The 18,490-nt window shown below is 59.9% G+C and carries 15 protein-coding genes; 9 read left to right on the forward strand and 6 right to left on the reverse strand.

Features of this window, described 5'->3' with window-relative positions; genetic code table 11:
* Positions 1 to 3 precede the first annotated feature (3 nt).
* The 3 genes from FJ546_RS28925 to FJ546_RS28935 are packed head-to-tail and all read right to left on the reverse strand — an operon-like array spanning position 4 to position 2,008.
* The gene (locus tag FJ546_RS28925; protein WP_181168132.1) at positions 4 to 1,002 is read right to left on the reverse strand and encodes a peptidase U32 family protein; all 999 of its coding nucleotides are present in this window, start codon (positions 1,000 to 1,002) and stop codon (positions 4 to 6) included.
* The gene (locus FJ546_RS28930; protein WP_246687008.1) at positions 999 to 1,568 is read right to left on the reverse strand and encodes an SCP2 sterol-binding domain-containing protein; all 570 of its coding nucleotides are present in this window, start codon (positions 1,566 to 1,568) and stop codon (positions 999 to 1,001) included. Before FJ546_RS28930 ends, FJ546_RS28925 begins: the two co-directional genes overlap by 4 nt.
* The gene (locus FJ546_RS28935; protein WP_140892537.1) at positions 1,565 to 2,008 is read right to left on the reverse strand and encodes a hypothetical protein; all 444 of its coding nucleotides are present in this window, start codon (positions 2,006 to 2,008) and stop codon (positions 1,565 to 1,567) included. Before FJ546_RS28935 ends, FJ546_RS28930 begins: the two co-directional genes overlap by 4 nt.
* 197 nt (positions 2,009 to 2,205) lie before the next feature.
* Between FJ546_RS28935 and FJ546_RS28940 the strand changes: the two genes are divergently transcribed.
* The 3 genes from FJ546_RS28940 to FJ546_RS28950 are packed head-to-tail and all read left to right on the forward strand — an operon-like array spanning position 2,206 to position 4,587.
* Entirely contained in the window at positions 2,206 to 3,714 is a 1,509-nt protein-coding gene (locus tag FJ546_RS28940) for a UbiD family decarboxylase (RefSeq protein WP_140892539.1), read from the forward strand.
* Positions 3,711 to 4,295 (forward strand): UbiX family flavin prenyltransferase, encoded by a 585-nt coding sequence (locus FJ546_RS28945; RefSeq protein ID WP_140892541.1) that lies wholly within the window; start codon positions 3,711 to 3,713, stop codon positions 4,293 to 4,295. The genes FJ546_RS28940 and FJ546_RS28945 overlap by 4 nt, the downstream gene beginning before the upstream one ends.
* A gap of 37 nt (positions 4,296 to 4,332) precedes the next feature.
* On the forward strand, positions 4,333 to 4,587 hold the full coding sequence (locus FJ546_RS28950; protein WP_140892543.1) for a DUF2249 domain-containing protein: 255 nt from the start codon (positions 4,333 to 4,335) through the stop codon (positions 4,585 to 4,587).
* A gap of 56 nt (positions 4,588 to 4,643) precedes the next feature.
* Here FJ546_RS28950 and FJ546_RS28955 read toward each other — a convergent pair whose 3' ends face one another.
* Both FJ546_RS28955 and FJ546_RS28960 read right to left on the reverse strand, forming a co-directional pair.
* Positions 4,644 to 5,036 (reverse strand): plastocyanin/azurin family copper-binding protein, encoded by a 393-nt coding sequence (locus tag FJ546_RS28955; protein ID WP_348642006.1) that lies wholly within the window; start codon positions 5,034 to 5,036, stop codon positions 4,644 to 4,646.
* A gap of 222 nt (positions 5,037 to 5,258) precedes the next feature.
* Positions 5,259 to 5,648, reverse strand: a complete 390-nt coding sequence (locus FJ546_RS28960) for a hypothetical protein (RefSeq protein WP_140892544.1) — start codon at positions 5,646 to 5,648, stop codon at positions 5,259 to 5,261.
* 314 nt (positions 5,649 to 5,962) lie between these two features.
* On the opposite strand from FJ546_RS28960, the gene FJ546_RS28965 reads away from it, so the two are divergent.
* A complete protein-coding gene (locus FJ546_RS28965; protein ID WP_140892546.1) occupies positions 5,963 to 7,126 on the forward strand; it encodes an NnrS family protein in 1,164 nt (387 codons plus the stop codon).
* A 954-nt stretch (positions 7,127 to 8,080) separates the two neighbouring features.
* Here FJ546_RS28965 and FJ546_RS28970 read toward each other — a convergent pair.
* Entirely contained in the window at positions 8,081 to 8,803 is a 723-nt protein-coding gene (locus tag FJ546_RS28970) for a helix-turn-helix domain-containing protein (protein ID WP_224570075.1), read from the reverse strand.
* Positions 8,804 to 8,974: 171 nt separating this feature from the next.
* On the opposite strand from FJ546_RS28970, the gene FJ546_RS28975 reads away from it, so the two are divergent.
* From FJ546_RS28975 to narI, 5 genes are read left to right on the forward strand one after another with little or no spacing between them, the layout of a single operon-like run.
* Positions 8,975 to 11,713, forward strand: coding sequence for an MFS transporter (locus FJ546_RS28975; RefSeq protein ID WP_140892548.1), 2,739 nt, complete (start codon positions 8,975 to 8,977; stop codon positions 11,711 to 11,713).
* Positions 11,714 to 11,728: 15 nt separating this feature from the next.
* On the forward strand, positions 11,729 to 15,472 hold the full coding sequence (locus FJ546_RS28980) for a nitrate reductase subunit alpha (RefSeq protein ID WP_140892550.1): 3,744 nt from the start codon (positions 11,729 to 11,731) through the stop codon (positions 15,470 to 15,472).
* The gene (narH, locus tag FJ546_RS28985) at positions 15,469 to 16,995 is read left to right on the forward strand and encodes a nitrate reductase subunit beta (protein WP_140892552.1); all 1,527 of its coding nucleotides are present in this window, start codon (positions 15,469 to 15,471) and stop codon (positions 16,993 to 16,995) included. The genes FJ546_RS28980 and narH overlap by 4 nt, the downstream gene beginning before the upstream one ends.
* Positions 16,995 to 17,720 carry a nitrate reductase molybdenum cofactor assembly chaperone gene (gene narJ / locus FJ546_RS28990; protein WP_140892554.1) on the forward strand — a complete coding sequence of 242 codons (726 nt, stop codon included), beginning with the start codon at positions 16,995 to 16,997 and terminating at the stop codon, positions 17,718 to 17,720. The genes narH and narJ overlap by 1 nt, the downstream gene beginning before the upstream one ends.
* Complete coding sequence (narI, locus tag FJ546_RS28995) at positions 17,713 to 18,489, forward strand: respiratory nitrate reductase subunit gamma (protein WP_140892556.1); 777 nt, start codon at positions 17,713 to 17,715, stop codon at positions 18,487 to 18,489. The genes narJ and narI overlap by 8 nt, the downstream gene beginning before the upstream one ends.
* Position 18,490: the final 1 nt, after the last annotated feature.

An 18,490-nucleotide genomic window follows, 5' to 3' on the forward strand; every position in this document is an offset into this window, starting at 1 on the left:
GTGCTATCTCCACTTCTTGCTGTACGCTCCTGCCGTCTGCCGGGAACCTTCCGACTGGCCAGCAAGAATCCGATCGATCTCGATCGCGTCGCCACCTTGCTCGACGGCGTCAACGGCCTTTCGGAAGGCGCGGACCACTTCCGTCACGTAACCTTTGCCACGCTGGCGTCCTTCGATCTTCAAGGCGGTTACGCCGGCGGCTTTCAGGCCGGCAATCATCCCGCCGGCATTCAGGCTGACGGGATCTTCGAACAAATAGGAGGTCTTGTCGCCGGCCTTGAATTTGCCCTTGCACAGTGTGGGGTAACCCCCTGGCTCGCCTGGCTCATAGCGATCGATCGTGAACCCTGAAAGCCGTGCCGCCGTGCTGTTCGGTTCGTCGTCGTAGCTAACCATTTCGGGTGGGGAGCAGACACCATTCAGATTTGGAGATTTTCCCGTGGCGTATGAAGAGAGGTAGCAGCGGCCTTCGATCATCACGCAAAGGCCGCCGAACACGAATGCCTCTGTCTCTACGTTGATCGCACGGTTGAGCGCGGCGATCTCCTGGACCGAAAGCACCCGCGGCAGCACGACGCGACGGACGCCGAAACTGTTCACATAGAATCCGATTGCTACCGGCGTCGCGGCCGCTGCCTGTACGGAGAGATGAAGACGAACTTGCTTATGGTTTTTCGCGACGTGATCGAGGACGGCGATGTCCGCCGCGATGATCGCGTTGGCGCCGCATTCGGCCGCCATGTCCGCGGCCCTCTTCCACAGGTCGACATCATTGACCCGCGCGAAGGTGTTGATAGCGACCAGAACCTTGCTGCCGTGGTCATGCGCGAAGCGGACGCCCTCGGCCAGTTCTTCCCCGGAGAAGTTGAGTCCCGGGAAATTCCGGGCATTCGTTTCGTCGCGAAAACCGCAATAGACTGCGTCCGCGCCTGCCTGGACGGCTGCCCTCAACGTAGCGGGGGTTCCGGCCGGGCAGACAAGTTCCATGCGTCCGCTTGTCATGCCTCTGGTGCCTTGGGTCTGGAGTTAGGATCGGCCAATTGGCGCGCGATACCCAGCGCGCCGAGAATTCCCGTATCGACAAGACGAGCCAGCGCGCCGCGCAAGCCGAGCAGATCCGCCGGGCGAAGCTCGGCATCCTCGATCGTGTTCCTCAGCGCGAGCACCGCCTCCGTGCGGCCGCTGATCGAGATGATCCGGCTGAAGAAAAGCGCGTCGCCATCGAGGGTGCCGTCGAGCAGGCTCAACAGTGTGAGAATAGGTCCCTTGATCTGGACGCTTGACGTCGCGGTCTCGCTTTTCCGCACGACACGCACGATTGAGCGCTCTCCGTCCGGCACGACGGTAAATGCGAAGGCGAGGTCAATCGGGTCGATGAAATAGCAAGCCGAACGGTGTTCGCCCAGCCGCTCGAACAGTCGAGGTTCCCGCCCAGCCAGGGAGCGCAAGGACAGCGTTAGCAGGGGCCCAAGTGGCACCCCGGCGATGACCGGGAAAAGAAGGCGAAAGACAGCTGGCAATCTTGCATCGGTGTTTCCCGGGAGCATTTGCACGTTGTGGCCGATCAAGAGGATTTTGCGGCGGAAAGGGTGCTGTGCCCTTCGCCGAGCAGTTCTGCAAAATTATCTCTATTGGGACAGAAATCCTGATAGTGGCTTTCGAAATCGAAGGCCGCTAGGTGATCATGACACTGGCGGCGGTGCGGGCACGTGATGCAGGTCCGTGACATGAAGCGATTGCGAGCCATTTTCCGCGACTCGAACCTGTCCGGATCGATGCCGATCGAAAGCATCGCCAAAGACAGCACGTCTTCCGACGCATAAGGCAGCCGCATGGCGTCGTCGAAATCGCTTCGCGTCAAGCCGATGTTGTCCAGGATGCCTGTGCATTCATCCCCCCCGAGCGCCAAAAATTCCCTTCTTGTCGCTCTGCTCCGACGATGGTCCGCGAGAAGGGCAATTGCGGATTGCAGGGCTCCGACGGTGTCACCGATGAGGCTGCCAGCCATGTGAAATCCTCTCTTGCCTGATGCCGCCGATGATGTCCGCCCACCTCCGACAATCGATGGGCGACCGGCTTGCATAGAACCGTTCTTTGGAAAATAGCGCGGACGGATCGATCCCTCTTTGCGCTAGCGCAAAGTTCTTCGTCAGCGCTCATGGCAGAATTCACAGGGCCGACGGACCGGTCGAGCCGGATTTCGCCATGCATCAGCGTTGCCTCCCTTCGTTTTCAAATCTCGGTTCGTTCCTTTCGTACCTCGATCGGAACGGGCAACTACAGGAAGTTGGGGTCCCTGTTTCGACACGGCTCGAATTGACCGAGATACACAGGCGGGTGATTGCCTCGAAGGGCCCGGTGCTGCGCCTGACCACGCCCATCGACGACCGTGGCGTCAGGTCGCCCCTTCCTGTCGTCGCAAATCTCTTCGGCACCCGGGAACGCGTCGCTTGGGGCCTTGGCACCGACCTTCACGGACTGGAGACCCTCGGCGCACTCCTTGCGTGGATGAGGTCGCCTCAGGCCCCACAGAACGTTCGTCAAGCCCGACAGATGCTGCCCGCCGCGCGCGGCGCACTCGTCGCGCGGCCGAAGATCGTCTCCCCGCCCGGAGAGTGGCGGGATGCCGATCCGGATTTTTCGCTTCTTCCCGTCCAGACTTGTTGGCCAGGAGACGCCGGCCCCCTGATAACGTGGCCCGTGGTTATCACTCGCCCACCTGGCGAGGACGATCCGAGCACATACAATCTGGGCGTATATCGCATGCAGGTGCTTGCTCGTGATCGCGCCATCATACGATGGCTGCCCATGCGAGGTGGCGCCGCCCACCATCGCATGTGGCAGGCGCGGGGCCTTGAGATGCCGGTGGCTGTTATCATCGGGGCGGACCCAGCCACGTTGATCGCGTCGGTGATGCCGGCGCCCGAAGGCGTGTCGGAGCTGGCGCTGTCCGGGATGATCAACAACCGCCGAGTCGGATTGGCGCCGTGCAAGAGCATCATGCTTCACGCGCCAACCAGTGCGGAAATCGTGCTTGAAGGTGTCGTCTCTCCAACAGAAACGGCGTTGGAGGGACCCTTCGGCGACCACACCGGATATTACAACGCGCCAGAACGATACCCCGTATTCAACCTCAAGCGCGTTCGCGTCCGTGACGGGGCAAATTACCTGACCACGTTCACCGGGCGCGCGCCCGACGAGCCCTCGGTCCTCGGCGAGGCGCTGCTCGATGTCTACAAGCCGCTCCTGCGCCAACAAATACCGGAAATCGTCGACGTGTGGCTTCCGCCGGAAGCCTGCTCTTACAGGATTGCCGTTATCTCGATCGCCAAGAAATATGCGGGACAGGCCAGGCGCGTGATGATGGGGCTCTGGTCCCTCCTGCCGCAGTTCTCGATGACCAAGATGGTCGTTGTCGTCGACGATGACATCGACATTCGATCATGGCCGGATGTGATGTGGGCGGTCGCCACCCGCATGGATCCTTCGCGCGATCTGATGCAGGTGGATCGGACTCCGATGGACCAGCTCGACTTCGCGTCGCCGCTCGAAGGACTTGGAGGAAAGGTCGGGTTCGACGCAACGCGCAAGATCGGATCCGAGACCTCTCGCGAATGGGGAAAGGAGCTGAAGATGTCAGCGCACATTGAGGAGCAGGTATCGCAGCGATGGAACGAGTTTTTTTCGCAAACGACCGCCCAGGTACAAGAATGACCAAACGGTTGATTGTCGGTGTCACCGGTGCATCCGGCTCAGTTCTCGCGCTGGAGACCATACGTCAGTTGGTCAGGGCCGGGGTGGAGACGCATCTCGTCGCCTCGAAGGGTGCGCGCATGACCATCGCTCATGAACTAGGCACCGACGGCCTTGCCCAACTGACCTCTGTGGCCAACCACGCATATTCCTATCAGGATCTGGCTGCGCCCATTGCCAGCGGCTCTTTCAGAACGGATGGCATGATCGTCGTTCCCTGTTCGATGCGGACCTTGGCGGCCATGGCGCACGGTTTGGGCGACAACCTTGTCACCAGGGCCGCCGACGTCGTCCTGAAGGAAAAGCGCCGGTTGGTCATCGTGCCGCGCGAGGCGCCGCTGCATGAAGGGCACCTTGACGCGATGCTCCGGCTGGCGCGGATGGGGGCGATCATCGCGCCGCCAGTGCCGCCATTCTATGTCAAGCTGGCCTCGATTGAGGAAATGGTGGTCGAGATGGCTGCCCGGCTGGTCAGCTGGGCCGGCGTGGACCCAGGCAACAAGCTGACGCGTTGGGGCGAACAGAAAGTCGCCGTCGCGTGATCGTCCTGATGGATTTGCTCACCGGGCAAGGATTGCAATGAACTTCCAGACGTCGAAAGGCGCGACATATGACGTGCGGAGACTTCCTCCTGAAAGGAAGCAGTCCGCCGTCTTGTCAATGTTCGACGGACTCAATCCCGGTCAGACATTCGTGGTCGTTCTCGATTTCGATCCCGATAAACTCAGGCGTCAGTTCGAGGCGTTCTTTGCCGGCGAGCACATTTGGGTTTGCCTTAGATCGGGGCCACCAGATTGGCTGATCGAGATAGGAAGACCAGAATCGGCGCGGTAATGTCGAACCAAATAAGGTAGCATACGTCGGTCAAACTGATCTGGTCACTTCAAGGCTCAGTTGGCAGTGACGGTGAGGGCCCCCTTCATTCCAAGCTCGTAGTGCCCCGGAATCAGGCAGGCGAAGTCGAATTGGCCGGGGCTGGTGAAGGTCCAGATGATCTCGCCTTCTCCTTGGGGGGCGATGCGGGTCGCATTGAGGTCGACGTGTGACATGTCAGGAAGTCTCTCCATCCCGGCCTTATGCTCCATCACCTGCTCATGCGTATCCATTACAAATTCGTGGTCGTATTCGCCTTCATTGCTGAGGGCGAGACGCACCGTCTCGCCCTGTTTCACGGTGACTGAAACCGGATCGAACGCCATCGATCCATCTGCGTTCTCGATCATGCCTATCCTGATGGTCCGGTCTACTTTGGCCGCCATGCCAAGCTTACCGATGGTCATCATTTCATGGCCGCCATGAGTGCCGGAAATACATTCCTGCAGCAAGCGCCGGGACGGCGAAGAGGACCATGGCGACTGTTGGTATCATGCATTTCTTCACGCGATTTCTCCTTGCGAAATGTGCTGAGTTTCACCCGTACCGGAGGCGACCGCGCACTCCGGTAGATCGCTGGAACCGGGGCCCAGGGACGGCTGCTGCCCTCACCAGCTCTTACGGCGGACCACCTATGGCGGGGTTTGCACCGGGGATAAACTGAGTTGCCGCATCGAAAATGCACCTTCCTTTGCAGTGCTCGCGATATCATCAAACAGGAATGCGAAATCCATGTAGACGCTGCGATCCCGTTCGGTTGCGCCCATTTCATCGAGATCCTGCAGGAAGAAGAGAATGGCTTCTATGCGCTCGCGTTGACTGCGGGCGTTGGAAAGATGTTCGCGTGCCGCGCGCCGGACTTCCAGCGCCGTAAATCGCACCAGCGCCTCGTCGAGCCTGGAACGGCATTCACAGTCGAGCCGGGCGTCCTTGATTAAATTTGCCAGCCGACCGACAACTGTCATGTCGGCAAAGCGCCGGGTGCCCCCGTCGACGCTACTCAATGGAACGTTCTGCTTCATATTTTCTTCGCTCCTGTCGCAAGGCAATCAAATCTGGCGGCGTCCAATAGAACCATTGGCACAGCGCGAGGCGAGACGTTGCGCGGCCAGTCGCAACGCAAACAGACGCATCGCCTTCCCAGTCAGCCGGCCCGGTCTCGAAACTTTCTTTGACTATAATCGACCATTTTGCAGCCTGTTTGCGCTGGAGCAAACACGGAGATCGATCATCGACAGTATTGCCTTCGGACTGAGCTTTTCCGACCGCCAACCTGGCGGGTTGTGAAGCGACACGAGGATGCCGTGTCAGTCATCCCTCGTAGAGGAATTGTTGCATGGCTACTGACGGGAGTGTGCTCGCTTTCGATGCGAAGCAGAAGCAGACGTCGGCGCCGTTTCAGCCATTTTTTCTTATCGCGGGGCTGGATGCGATTGTAGGTGCGGCGGCTTGGCTGCCGTCGGCGTTCGGAATACAGGCCATGGGTCCGACAGGCATTTCTCCCGGCGATTGGCATCGCGACGTGCTTCTGTTCGGTATGGTTCCAGCCATCTTGACTGGTTTTCTGCTGACGGCGCTTCCCCGATGGACAGGATGCCGTGCGGTCTCGCCGCTCACCACACGTTTGCTGGTTGCCCTATGGCTGTGCAGCCGGGGGACTTTCCTGTTTCTATCGCATTCGGCGGGGCTAGCCCTCTCGGCGCTATTGGTGCTGACGCTCCTCTTGATTGCGGCAGGACGGGTGATCGCCAGCCGTGACCGCCGCAACCTGAAGATACTGTTTTTGCTGCTTGTCTTTTGTGGCGGCAACATGCTCGCGGCAGCGTCCTACCAAGTTGAATTTGCATTGCGGCTGGCCCTAGCTTCGATCATTGGCCTCGTCATGATCATCGGAGGGCGGGTCGTTCCGGCTTTGACGGCAGCCTATGTCGAGAGCGCTGGCGGTCGGATCTTCATCGATCGCTCCGTCGTTTTGGAGTATGCAGCAGCGGTTGTAGCAGCGTGCGCCTTTGGTTTGTGGGTTGTTGCGCCGCAGGCGCAACTCACCGGCCTTGCCTGCGCCCTTGCCGCCTGCAGCCAGGCGACGCGAGCCGCCCAATGGAACGGCTGGCGAAGCGTGGCATCATCGACAGTTCTGGCACTTCACATTGGATATGGTTGGATCTTCGTAGGTTTCGGACTGCTTGCGATCCACATTCTGGCGCCGGAATGCTTGGGGCAGGCGGTCGCCATTCATGCCTGGACGATCGGTGCCATCGGCACGATGGCCCTCGCCATTATGGCGAGCATGATCCGCAAGCACAGCCGCCGCGCCTTCGTGTCTTCGGTTCCGGCGACAGGCGCGTTCGTAGCGATGACGATCTGCTGCCTGTCACGCCTCCTGGTCGATATGTTGCCCAGCTACGGCGCTCTTTTAACAAGCCTTTCAAGCACCCTGTGGGTTGTCGCCTTCGGCCTGTTCTTGGTTGCGTTCCGTCGAATGCTCATCCCGCAAATATGAAGCAACGCCGGCTTCACCAGAGCCGGAAGAATAGAAGCCAGCCGGCGTCGGCTAGCATCATGGCCAGCCCGACGAATGATACCGCGAGCGCCCGTCGGTCAGGCTCCCGGCTATAGATGCCCGTCACTTGCCAGGACAGCACCCCGGACCAGATAGTGCGCAAGCACTAGCGTCGCGGCATGCAGCGGGCTGATAGATGGAGGTTCGATGCCGTCCGAACGAAGTTGACTGACCGTGAGTACGGAGAGGCAGAGAAAGACTCCGGCCCCGGCGAGGGTATGGGTGTCTGGGCAAGATGATGGTGTCGCCCCGCTGCCAGGGACCAAGGCTGCGCGCGGCACGATAGCCAATGCTGGGATCATTTGAAAGCGAAGTTAGCCCGCTAGCGGGAAATTTCGGCCGATTTGATCGAGGTCAATGTGGGTGACCGAGATCAAAGCTTTCTTGGAAATCAAGCGGTTTATCGAAGAGGTCGCTCCCATTGGCCGATGTTGTGTCCAGACTTGTCAGGGAGTGCAATTTGATTCGCAGCAAGGGTACGGACTTTCCGACCATTTGGCAGACCACCCTGAAGATGCATTCGTACATTACGGGACCGCCGATGCAGGACCGGGATGAGCAAGGCCCAATCCTCAAGATTCCCTTGATAACAGGCCGCCATCTCATATTTGGCGCTTCAGGCTTTCGGCTTGATTGAATTCTGGCGACGCTTCTCGTCCAACCTCGTTTTGATCAGCGCACGGCGCTGTTTGCGCGACTTATGACGCGATTTGAAAGACGCATAGGCTAGCACAGCGCAGAAGGCGAAGACTTCCAACACTAGGACGGTGATTGTTGAACTGTCCGTTGGCACATTCGTTCTCCCTACATCGACGGATTGAGGAGACTGTAGGAATGACGGACAAGCGTTGACTTCGATCAACCAAAAACAACGATTGCCATGACTTCGGTCAATCAGACCAAGAAGTCAGCGGTATCTGCCCCGTCGATAAGCGGGTCGACTTTGCATTCTGCGGCGATGCGGGGAGCGTCAAGAATTGCTATCGTCTGCCCGTCGACCCTAATGCACGATCTCCCGAGACGCGACAGCGCACGCGATAAAGATTCCCGGGTTATGCCGAGTTCCGAGGCGATGAGCGTCTTCTCAAACGGCAGAACGGCTCTGTCCGGCGTGCCTTGCTGCTTCGACAGGGCCAGGAGATAGCATCCGACACGCTGGGTCGAGGATCTCAGCTTGAGGTTCTTGACCTGCCGGACCATGCGTCGAAATTGTTGGGCAAGGCTTTCGATTACCGCATGTGCCAACAAAGGGTCCGCCTCCACGGCTGCGCGAAACGCCGCCGCATGAACCAGCAGAAAACGCGAAGGCTCAGGCACGCGTGCCTGCATGAGGTAGGGTGCACCCGTCACTACAGCAGCAGGTATGATGAGGTCAGGGGCCTGAACGGCCTCGATCAACACTTCCCGGCCTTCGGTGGATCGTCCAAACAAGTGCGCTGATCCCGATAGCACGATAAGTTGGAAGTTCGGCACGTCACCTTGCTCGAACAAGACAGTGCCGGTGGCCACACCGTGGACCATGGCATTTCGCAGTAGGTCGGTTCGCCTGGACGCGGATAGCGCTCGAAACAGCGGCAGCGCCTCCGGTGCCACGCCCTTATCCGTTATTCGATGCAACAGATTGTCTCCTAGACCGAGGCGCTCTCAACGACCGCTGCATCGTTCGTGACAAAAGTCACAGCAGTCTTTGATTTAGATCAATGTTGCAGAACGCCGCCTTGGCCATTTTGGCTTCAGGCGGACACGATTCCGCTCCTAGGGACCAACTCTCGAAGCGGAGCGTCGACGATGCAAACGACTGTGTATCCGAAGTCCAGTCAAATCCTAGGTGCGAGCACGGCAGCGTTCACGGTCTGCTTCGCGGTCTGGACCATCTTCTCCATTATCGGCATCCGTATCCGCCAGGAACTCGGCCTCAGCGAAACACAATTCGGCTTGCTCATAGGAACGCCGATTCTTACAGGCTCCCTAATAAGGGTGGTGCTGGGTATTTGGACGGACCGTTATGGCGGCCGGATCGTCTTCACGACGAATATGCTCGCCGCAGCCGTCGCGACATTTCTGCTGTCCTACGCTCACACTTATTCGCAAATGCTGGTGGCTGCCCTCGGCGTCGGCATAGCTGGCGGCTCCTTTGCGTCTGGTGTTGCCTATGTGTCGCGCTGGTTCCCACCTGAGCGGCAAGGTATAGCGCTTGGCATCTTTGGCGCGGGCAATGTCGGAGCGGCTGTCACCAAGTTCCTCGCTCCCTTCGTCCTCGTTGCCTTTGGCTGGCAGGTCGTGGCGCAGGTCTGGGCAGCGGCCCTCGTCATCATGGCCGTCATCTTCTGGCTAACGACCGAGGATGACCCGGTTATCGTCGAGCGGCGGCGGTCTGGCATCAAGCCGAAAAGCGCCTGGCTCGAACTTGAGCCGTTGAAGAATGTGCAGATCTGGCGCTTTGCGCTCTACTATTTTTTCGTCTTCGGCGCCTTTGTCGCGCTCGCGCTCTGGCTGCCTCAATATCTCATCAACGTCTACGGCCTCGACATCAAGACAGCTGGAATGATTGCGGCCTTCTTCTCGGTGCCGGCGAGCCTCTTTCGCGCCTATGGCGGACACCTGTCTGACAGCTTTGGCGCGCGACGCGTGCTCTACTGGACGTTCCTGGTTTCAGCCATAGCGACCTTTATCCTGGCATACCCACCGACCGACTACGTGGTCCACGGCATCAACGGCGCGACCTCCTTCCATCTGGAGATGAGTCTCGTCGGCTTCGTCATCACGATATTTGTGCTCGGCTTCTTCATGGCCCTCGGCAAGGCAGCCGTCTACAAGCACATCCCGGTCTATTATCCCGAACATGTGGGCTCGGTCGGCGGCCTTGTCGGGATGATCGGCGGCCTGGGCGGCTTCCTGCTGCCGATCCTGTTCGGTTTGCTGCTTGACCTCACCGGCCTGTGGACGAGCTGCTTCATGGCGCTCTTTGTCTTGGTCACTGGTGCGCTCCTGTGGATGCACGTCGCCATCCGCCAGATGGAACGCGGGGTCGCCGGCGAAGCCCTCGCCAAGCTCCCGCCGTTCCCCGAAATGCAGGGCATGCCGAAGCCCGTGATAGGAGCCCGATCGGGCGGTGCTCTCACCGACTGGCGTCCGGAGGACAAGGTATTCTGGGCTGAAAGCGGCCACCGCATCGCACGGCGCAACCTATGGCTTTCGATCCCGGCGCTTCTCCTTTCTTTTGCCATCTGGCAGGTATGGTCCGTCGTCGTCGCCAAGCTGCCGCTCGTCGGCTTCACCTTCACCACCGACCAGCTTTTCTGGCTTGCAGCTCTGCCCGGAATCTCGGGCGCGACGCTGCGCATCTTCTATTCCTTCATGGTGCCGATCTTTGGCGGCAGGCTCTGGACGACCCTAACGACCTGGTCGCTCCTCATCCCGGCGGTCGGGATAGGTTATGCAGTGCAGAATCCTGACACGCCCTATGTCGTGCTGCTGATGCTGGCGTTGCTTTGCGGCCTTGGCGGCGGCAACTTCGCCTCGTCTATGGCCAATATCTCCTTCTTCTTCCCGAAGGCGGAAAAGGGCAATGCGCTTGCGCTTAACGCTGGCCTTGGCAATCTCGGCGTCAGCGTCGTCCAGTTCGTCGTGCCGCTCGCAATCACCGCCGGGATATTCGGCTGGTTCGGTGGCGATCCGGCCATGGTCAAGGGACCGACGGGCGAGGCGCCCCTGTGGCTGCAGAATGCCGGCTTCGTATTCGTGCCGTTTATTGCGATCTCGGCTTTTGCGGCCTGGTTCGGCATGAACGACATCGCTTCGGCCAAAGCATCCTTCACGGAGCAGGCCGTGATCTTCCAGCGCCGGCACAATTGGATCATGTGCTGGCTCTACACTGGAACTTTTGGGTCTTTCATCGGCTATTCGGCCGGATTCCCGCTGCTCACGAAAATGTTGTTCCCAGACGTCAACGCACTTCAGTTCGCCTTTCTCGGCCCGCTTGTCGGCGCCCTGTCGCGCTCGGGCACCGGGTGGCTGGCGGACAAATATGGCGGCGCGCGCGTCACCTTCTGGGTCTTCGTCCTAATGATCGCGGGTGCAGCAGGGGTTTTGTGGTTCATCGGCATCAAGGATCAACCTGGTGCATTCCTTGGCTTCTTCGCCGCGTTCCTGCTGCTGTTCTTCGCCACCGGTGTCGGCAATGCCTCCACCTTCCAGATGATCCCGGTGATCATGGCCAAGGAGATGAGCCGCTTAATGCCCACGGCAGATGCAGAGACGCGCCGTCGGCAGGCGGAGAAGGAGTCCGCCGCCATCACCGGCTTTACGTCAGCGATCGCAGCCTTCGGCGCCTTCTTTATCCCGAAGAGCTACGGCAGTTCGATCGCCTTGACGGGCGGGCCGAGCGCCGCGCTCTGGGGGTTCTTGATATTCTACGTCAGCTGCCTCGTCATCACCTGGGCCGTCTACACTCGCAAGGGCGGCCTTCTTCACGACATCGAGCGTGTCAAGCGTGGCGCGTCCGTCCATCCGGCCGTAGCCGAATAATCAGAGGCAAGAGCAATGTCGCATTTTCTCGACCGGCTAACCTTTTTTCGCAAGACCGTCGACAGTTTCTCCGACGGCCACGGCATCGTCACCAATGAGGATCGCTCTTGGGAGGACGGCTACCGCAAGCGCTGGCAGCACGACAAGATCGTGCGCTCCACCCATGGCGTGAACTGCACCGGCTCCTGCTCGTGGAAGATTTACGTCAAAGGCGGCATCGTCACGTGGGAGACACAGCAGACCGACTATCCACGCACGCGGCCCGATCTGCCAAACCACGAGCCGCGCGGCTGTGCGCGCGGTGCCTCGTATAGCTGGTACCTCTATTCCGGCGCGCGGGTGAAATACCCGATGATCCGTGGGCGGCTGCTCAAGCTATGGCGCGCGGCGCGTGCCATCATGCCTCCTGTCGCAGCATGGGCTTCGATCGTCAAGGATGCGGACAAGCGCCAATCCTACGTCTCGATCCGCGGCCACGGCGGATTCGTGCGCGCCACCTGGGACGAGGTGAACGAACTCATCGCGGCGGCCAATGCCTACACGGTGAAGGCCCATGGCCCGGATCGTGTCATCGGTTTCTCGCCGATCCCGGCCATGTCGATGGTTTCCTATGCGGCGGGCTCGCGTTACCTGTCGCTGATGGGCGGCGTGTGCATGTCGTTCTATGACTGGTATTGCGATCTGCCGCCGGCGAGCCCCCAGACATGGGGCGAGCAGACCGACGTACCCGAAAGTGCGGACTGGTACAACGCCGGCTTCATCATAGTTTGGGGCTCCAACGTGCCGCAGACGCGTACGCCCGACGCGCATTTTTATACCGAGGTTCGTTACAAGGGGACCAAAAGCGCAGTCGTCAGCCCGGACTACGCTGAAGCGACCAAGTTTGCCGATATCTGGCTCAACCCGAAGCAGGGGACCGACGCTGCACTGGCACTGGCGATGGGCCATGTCATTCTTCGCGAATATTACGTCGATCGTACTGTCCCGTATTTCGACGACTACGCTCGCAAATACACCGACCTGCCGTTCCTGGTTCGCCTCACAGAACGCGATGGTCGGTTCGTTCCTGAACGGCTCCTGCGAGCCTCGGAGCTCGCCGGTGGCTTGGATGAGAGCAACAATGCGGAATGGAAGACGGTCGCGATCGACGAGACTACGGATAAACTCGTCTCGCCGCGCGGATCGATCGGCTACCGCTGGGGCGAGGGCGCCAAATGGAACCTCGAGGAGAAGGACGGCGAAGGTCGGAGTATTCGGCTGAGACTGACGCTTGCTGGCAAGAAATCCAAGATCGTACCTGTCGATTTTCCGTATTTTGGCGGACGCGCCACCGAGCATTTCGTGTCGACCGATCACGGTGAAATTCTCACTCGCAACCTTCCGGTCCGGCGGATCAAGCTGAGCGACGGCTCCCAGGTGGCAGTCGCCACCGTGCACGACCTGATGATGGCCAATTACGGCCTCGACCGGGGCTTCGGTGGCGATCACGCGGCCAAAAGCTATGACGAGGATGTGCCGTTCACGCCCGCTTGGGCGGAGCGTATCACTGGCGTGAACCGGGATGCGATCATCACTGTGGCGCGCGAGTTCGCCACCAATGCGGAAAAGACCAACGGCCGCTCGATGGTGATCCTCGGCGCGGGCGTCAATCATTGGTACCACATGGACATGACCTACCGAGGGATCATCAATCTCCTGGTCTTCTGCGGAGCCATAGGCCAGTCAGGCGGTGGTTGGTCGCACTACGTCGGGCAGGAGAAGCTGCGACCGCAGACCGGCTGGACGCCGCTCGCTTTCGCGCTTGATTGGAGCCGGCCACCCCGGCACATGAACTCGACGTCCTTCTTCTACGCGCAGACCGACCAGTGGCGCTACGAGACCCTGACGGCCGCGGAAATATTGTCGCCGACCGCGCCCGAGGGGGACTGGAACAAGAGTTTCATCGACTACAATGTTCGCGCCGAGCGTATGGGCTGGCTGCCGTCGGCGCCCCAGCTGAAGCAGAATCCACTTTCAATCGCCGCGAAGGCCAAAGCCGCCGGCCTTGAGCCGAAAGACTATGTCGTCAAGGCGCTGAAATCCGGTGAACTCGAACTCTCCTGCCATGATCCCGACGATCCCGACAACTGGCCGCGCAACATGTTCGTCTGGCGCTCGAATCTTCTCGGTTCATCTGGGAAGGGACATGAATATTTCCTCAAGCATCTGCTCGGCACCACCCACGGTGTGATGGGTAAGGACCTCGGGCCGGAAGGGGCAGTCCGCAACACCGAAGTCGTCTGGCACGAGACGGCGCCGCAGGGAAAGCTCGACCTCCTGATCACGCTCGACTTCCGCATGTCGACCACCTGTGTCTACTCCGACATCGTCTTGCCGACTGCCACCTGGTACGAGAAGAACGACCTCAACACCTCGGACATGCACCCCTTCATCCATCCGCTGTCGGCGGCGGTGGATCCGGCCTGGGAGTCACGCTCCGATTGGGAGATTTACAAAAGCCTCGCCAAGGCCTTCTCGGAAGTGTCCCCGGAAGTGCTGGGCGTCGAGCAGGACGTGGTTCTCACCCCGATCCAGCATGACAGCCCGGCCGAGATGGCCCAGGCCCTCGACGTGAAGGACTGGAAGCTTGGCGAAGTCGAACCGATCCCGGGCCTGACAATGCCGTCAGTGGCAGTTGTTACCCGCGACTACCCCAACCTGTACGCCCAGTTCACAGCGCTGGGGCCGCTCATGACCAAGGTGGGCAATGGGGGCAAAGGCATCGCCTGGAACACCACCCACGAAGTCGAGGCGCTCGGAGCGCTGAATGGGGTGCATATCAAAGGTGCGGGCAAAGGCTTGCCGAAGATCGAGACCGACATCGATGCAGCGGAGGTCATTCTCATGCTTGCACCGGAGACTAACGGTGAAGTGGCGATCAAGGCTTGGGAAGCCTTGTCAGGAATCACCGGCCGGGAGCACGCCCACCTTGCCTTGCCGAAGGAAGACGAGAAGATCCGCTTTCGCGATATCCAGGCGCAGCCGCGCAAGATCATTTCTTCGCCGACATGGTCCGGTATCGAAAGCGAGAAGGTCTGCTACAATGCCGGCTATACCAACGTCCATGAACTGATCCCGTGGCGGACGTTGACCGGTCGCCAGCAACTCTACCAGGATCACCTCTGGATGCGGGCCTTCGGCGAAGGGCTCGTCACCTGGAAGCCGCCAGTCGATCTTAAGACGATCCCAGGCATCAAGGACGTCCGCCCCAACGGGCACAAGGAGATCGTCCTCAACTTCATCACGCCGCACCAGAAGTGGGGCATCCACTCCACCTACTCAGACAATCTCTTGATGCTGACGCTCAACCGTGGCGGCCCGGTGGTGTGGATCTCCGAGACTGATGCCAAGACGGCGGGCCTGGCCGACAATGACTGGGTCGAAGTCTTCAATGTCAATGGCGCGCTCACCGCGCGTGCCGTCGTTTCACAGCGGATCAAGCCGGGCATGATGATGATGTATCACGCCCAGGAAAAGATCGTGAATACGCCCGGGTCGGAGATGACCGGCCATCGCGGCGGCATCCACAACTCGGTCACCAGAACGGTGCTGAAACCTACCCACATGATCGGGGGCTACGCGCAGCAGTCCTACGGCTTCAACTATTACGGCACCGTGGGTTCCAACCGCGATGAATTCATCGTCGTCCGCAAGATGGCCAATGTCGATTGGCTGGAAGGGCCGCTCGAGTCCGAAGCGCCGAAGGAGGCTGCAGAATGAAAATCCGCGCTCAGATCGCCATGGTGCTGAACCTCGACAAGTGCATCGGCTGTCACACCTGCTCCGTCACCTGCAAGAACGTCTGGACCAACCGGGAAGGCGTCGAGTACGCCTGGTTCAACAATGTCGAGACCAAGCCTGGGGTGGGCTACCCTAAGGAGTGGGAAAATCAGAAGAAATGGAATGGTGGATGGCGCCGCAAGAAAAACGGCCGCATCGAGCCGAAGATGGGCGCCAAATGGCGTATCCTTGCTAACATCTTTGCAAACCCCGATCTGCCGGAGATCGACGACTACTACGAGCCGTTCACCTTTGACTACCAGCATCTGCATACGGCGAAAGAATCGAAGGCTTTCCCCACGGCCCGCCCACGGTCGGCGATCACCGGCGAGCGCATGGAAAAGATCAAATGGGGCCCGAACTGGGAAGAGATCCTCGGCGGCGAGTTCGAGAAGCGTTCGAAGGACGTGAACTTCGAGGGCGTCCAGAAGGACATCTACGGCCAGTTCGAAAACACCTTCATGATGTACCTGCCGCGGTTGTGCGAGCACTGCCTCAATCCGACCTGCGCGGCGGTATGCCCCTCGGGCGCCATCTACAAACGCGAGGAGGATGGCATCGTCCTGATCGACCAGGACAAATGCCGGGGATGGCGCATGTGCGTCTCCGGCTGCCCCTACAAGAAGATCTACTACAACTGGTCGTCGGGCAAATCGGAAAAGTGCATCTTCTGCTACCCCCGCATCGAGGCGGGGCAGCCGACGGTTTGTTCTGAAACCTGCGTCGGGCGCATTCGTTATCTCGGCGTGATCCTCTACGACGCCGACCGTATCGAGGCGGCTGCCAGCACTCCCGATGAGAAGGACCTCTATCAGGCGCAACTGGACGTTTTCCTCAATCCGAACGACCCGGCCGTCATCGCTCAGGCCCGCGCTGATGGGATACCCGACAACTGGCTGGAGGCGGCCAGATTGTCGCCAGTGTGGAAAATGGCGATGGAGTGGAAGATCGCCTTCCCCCTCCACCCCGAATACCGCACCCTGCCGATGGTGTGGTACGTACCACCGCTTTCGCCCATCCAATCAGCGGCGGCCGCAGGTAAGATGGGCGTCGACGGCGACATGCCCGACGTGCGCAGCCTGCGCATCCCGCTCCAATACCTCGCCAATTTGCTGACCGCGGGCAAGGAAGAGCCTGTGGCTCTCGCGCTTGAACGCATGCTCGCGATGCGCAGCTACATGCGGGCAAAGACGATCGATGGTCGCCTTGACGAGTCGATTGCGGCGCGTGTCGGCCTGACGGGAACGGCCATCGATGAAATGTACAAGGTGATGGCGATCGCGAATTACGAGGATCGTTTCGTCATCCCGACGGCACACCGGGAATGGAGCGAGGACGCTCAGGACATGCGCGGCTCTTGTGGCTTCTCCTTTGGAAACGGCTGCTCGGGAGGTTCCACGGAGACCAACCTGTTTGGCACCAAGCAGACCAAGCGGCCAACAAACCCGATGGAGATCGTGTGATGACGGTGATGCTGTCGCACAAAACGTTCAAGGCGCTCTCGGCGCTCCTTGCCTATCCGACTGAGGAGCTTTCAGAAGCGATCCCGGAAATCACCGCCGCCCTCGCGGCTGAGAGGTTGGTATCGAACAACGCAATCGAGCAGCTTCATCCCTTACTTGGCGATCTGTGCATTCTGAATCTATACGACCTCCAGGAGCGGTACGTCGAGCTGTTCGACAAGACGCGCCGTCACTCATTGCACCTTTTCGAGCACATCCATGGTGAGAGTCGGGATCGTGGTCAGGCGATGGTCGATCTGGTCGAACATTATCAGCGTGCAGGGCTACTCGTCACGGCGAACGAACTGCCCGACTTCATACCTCTTTTCCTGGAGTTTCTTTCGGATCGTCCGCTCGACGAGGCGCGGGGCCTCCTCAAAGAGACCGCCCACATTTTCGCGCTGCTGGAAGAGCGGCTCGCCAAGCGAAACGGGGGGTATGCCGCCGTATTCGCGGCCCTACGCTCTATCCTCAGCGAGCCCGCCGTGGCCGCGACTGCGCTCGACGACGACGAGCCGGAGGACTTGGCGGCCATTGATGCGGCTTGGGAAGAAACCGCCGTCACGTTCGGCCCAGGAAATGCGACCGACGGCTGTTCCGTTGATCGCTTGCGAATTCAGATGCGTGCCGCGCGCCGCGACGCACGGCACAATTTCGGGCCTGAAATAGGGGGAAGCGATGTCTAACATAATCAACGACGCGCTTTTTGGCTGGTATCCCTATTTCTGCCTGACAGTCTTCCTGCTCGGCAGCCTGACACGGTTCGACCGCGAGCAGTACACGTGGAAGACGGGTTCCTCCCAACTGCTGCGGCGGCGCCAGCTTCGCTGGGGCTCCAATCTTTTCCATGTTGGCATCCTGGCAATTTTTGGCGGGCATTTCGTCGGCCTGCTGACGCCTATTTGGGTATTTGACGCTCTTGGCGTCTCGCACAGCTTCAAGCAGGGACTCGCTATCACCGTTGGAGGTATCGCAGGTATAGCCTGCTTCATCGGTGTAGCGCTTCTTGCTCACCGTAGGCTGTTTGATGCGCGCATCCGCAATACGTCTGCTCCCGGCGACATCGCAATTCTGTTGCTGCTCTGGCTGCAACTGACGCTTGGCCTTTCAACCATCTTCGTCTCGCTCGGTCACATGGACGGCCACGAGATGGTGAAATTCATGAACTGGGCCCAGGGAATTCTAACCCTGCAGCCAGCCGCCGCAGCCTATGTCGCAGACGTCAATCCGATCTTTAAGGCGCATCTGCTGCTCGGCATGACGATCTTCCTGCTGTTCCCGTTCACTCGGCTGGTCCATGTGTGGAGTGCGCCGATCTGGTATCTCGGCCGTCCTGGGTATCAGGTCGTGCGGACGCGTTTCGCGGAACGCCGATCACCTGCGCCGGTGCCAACAGTCCGATCGTCCGAACCGGTGCGGCCTATTACCGTACCCGCGCACCAACCTGCGGAGTAGA

It is taken from the genome of Mesorhizobium sp. B2-4-19 (assembly GCF_006441315.1).
GTDB lineage: Bacteria > Pseudomonadota > Alphaproteobacteria > Rhizobiales > Rhizobiaceae > Mesorhizobium.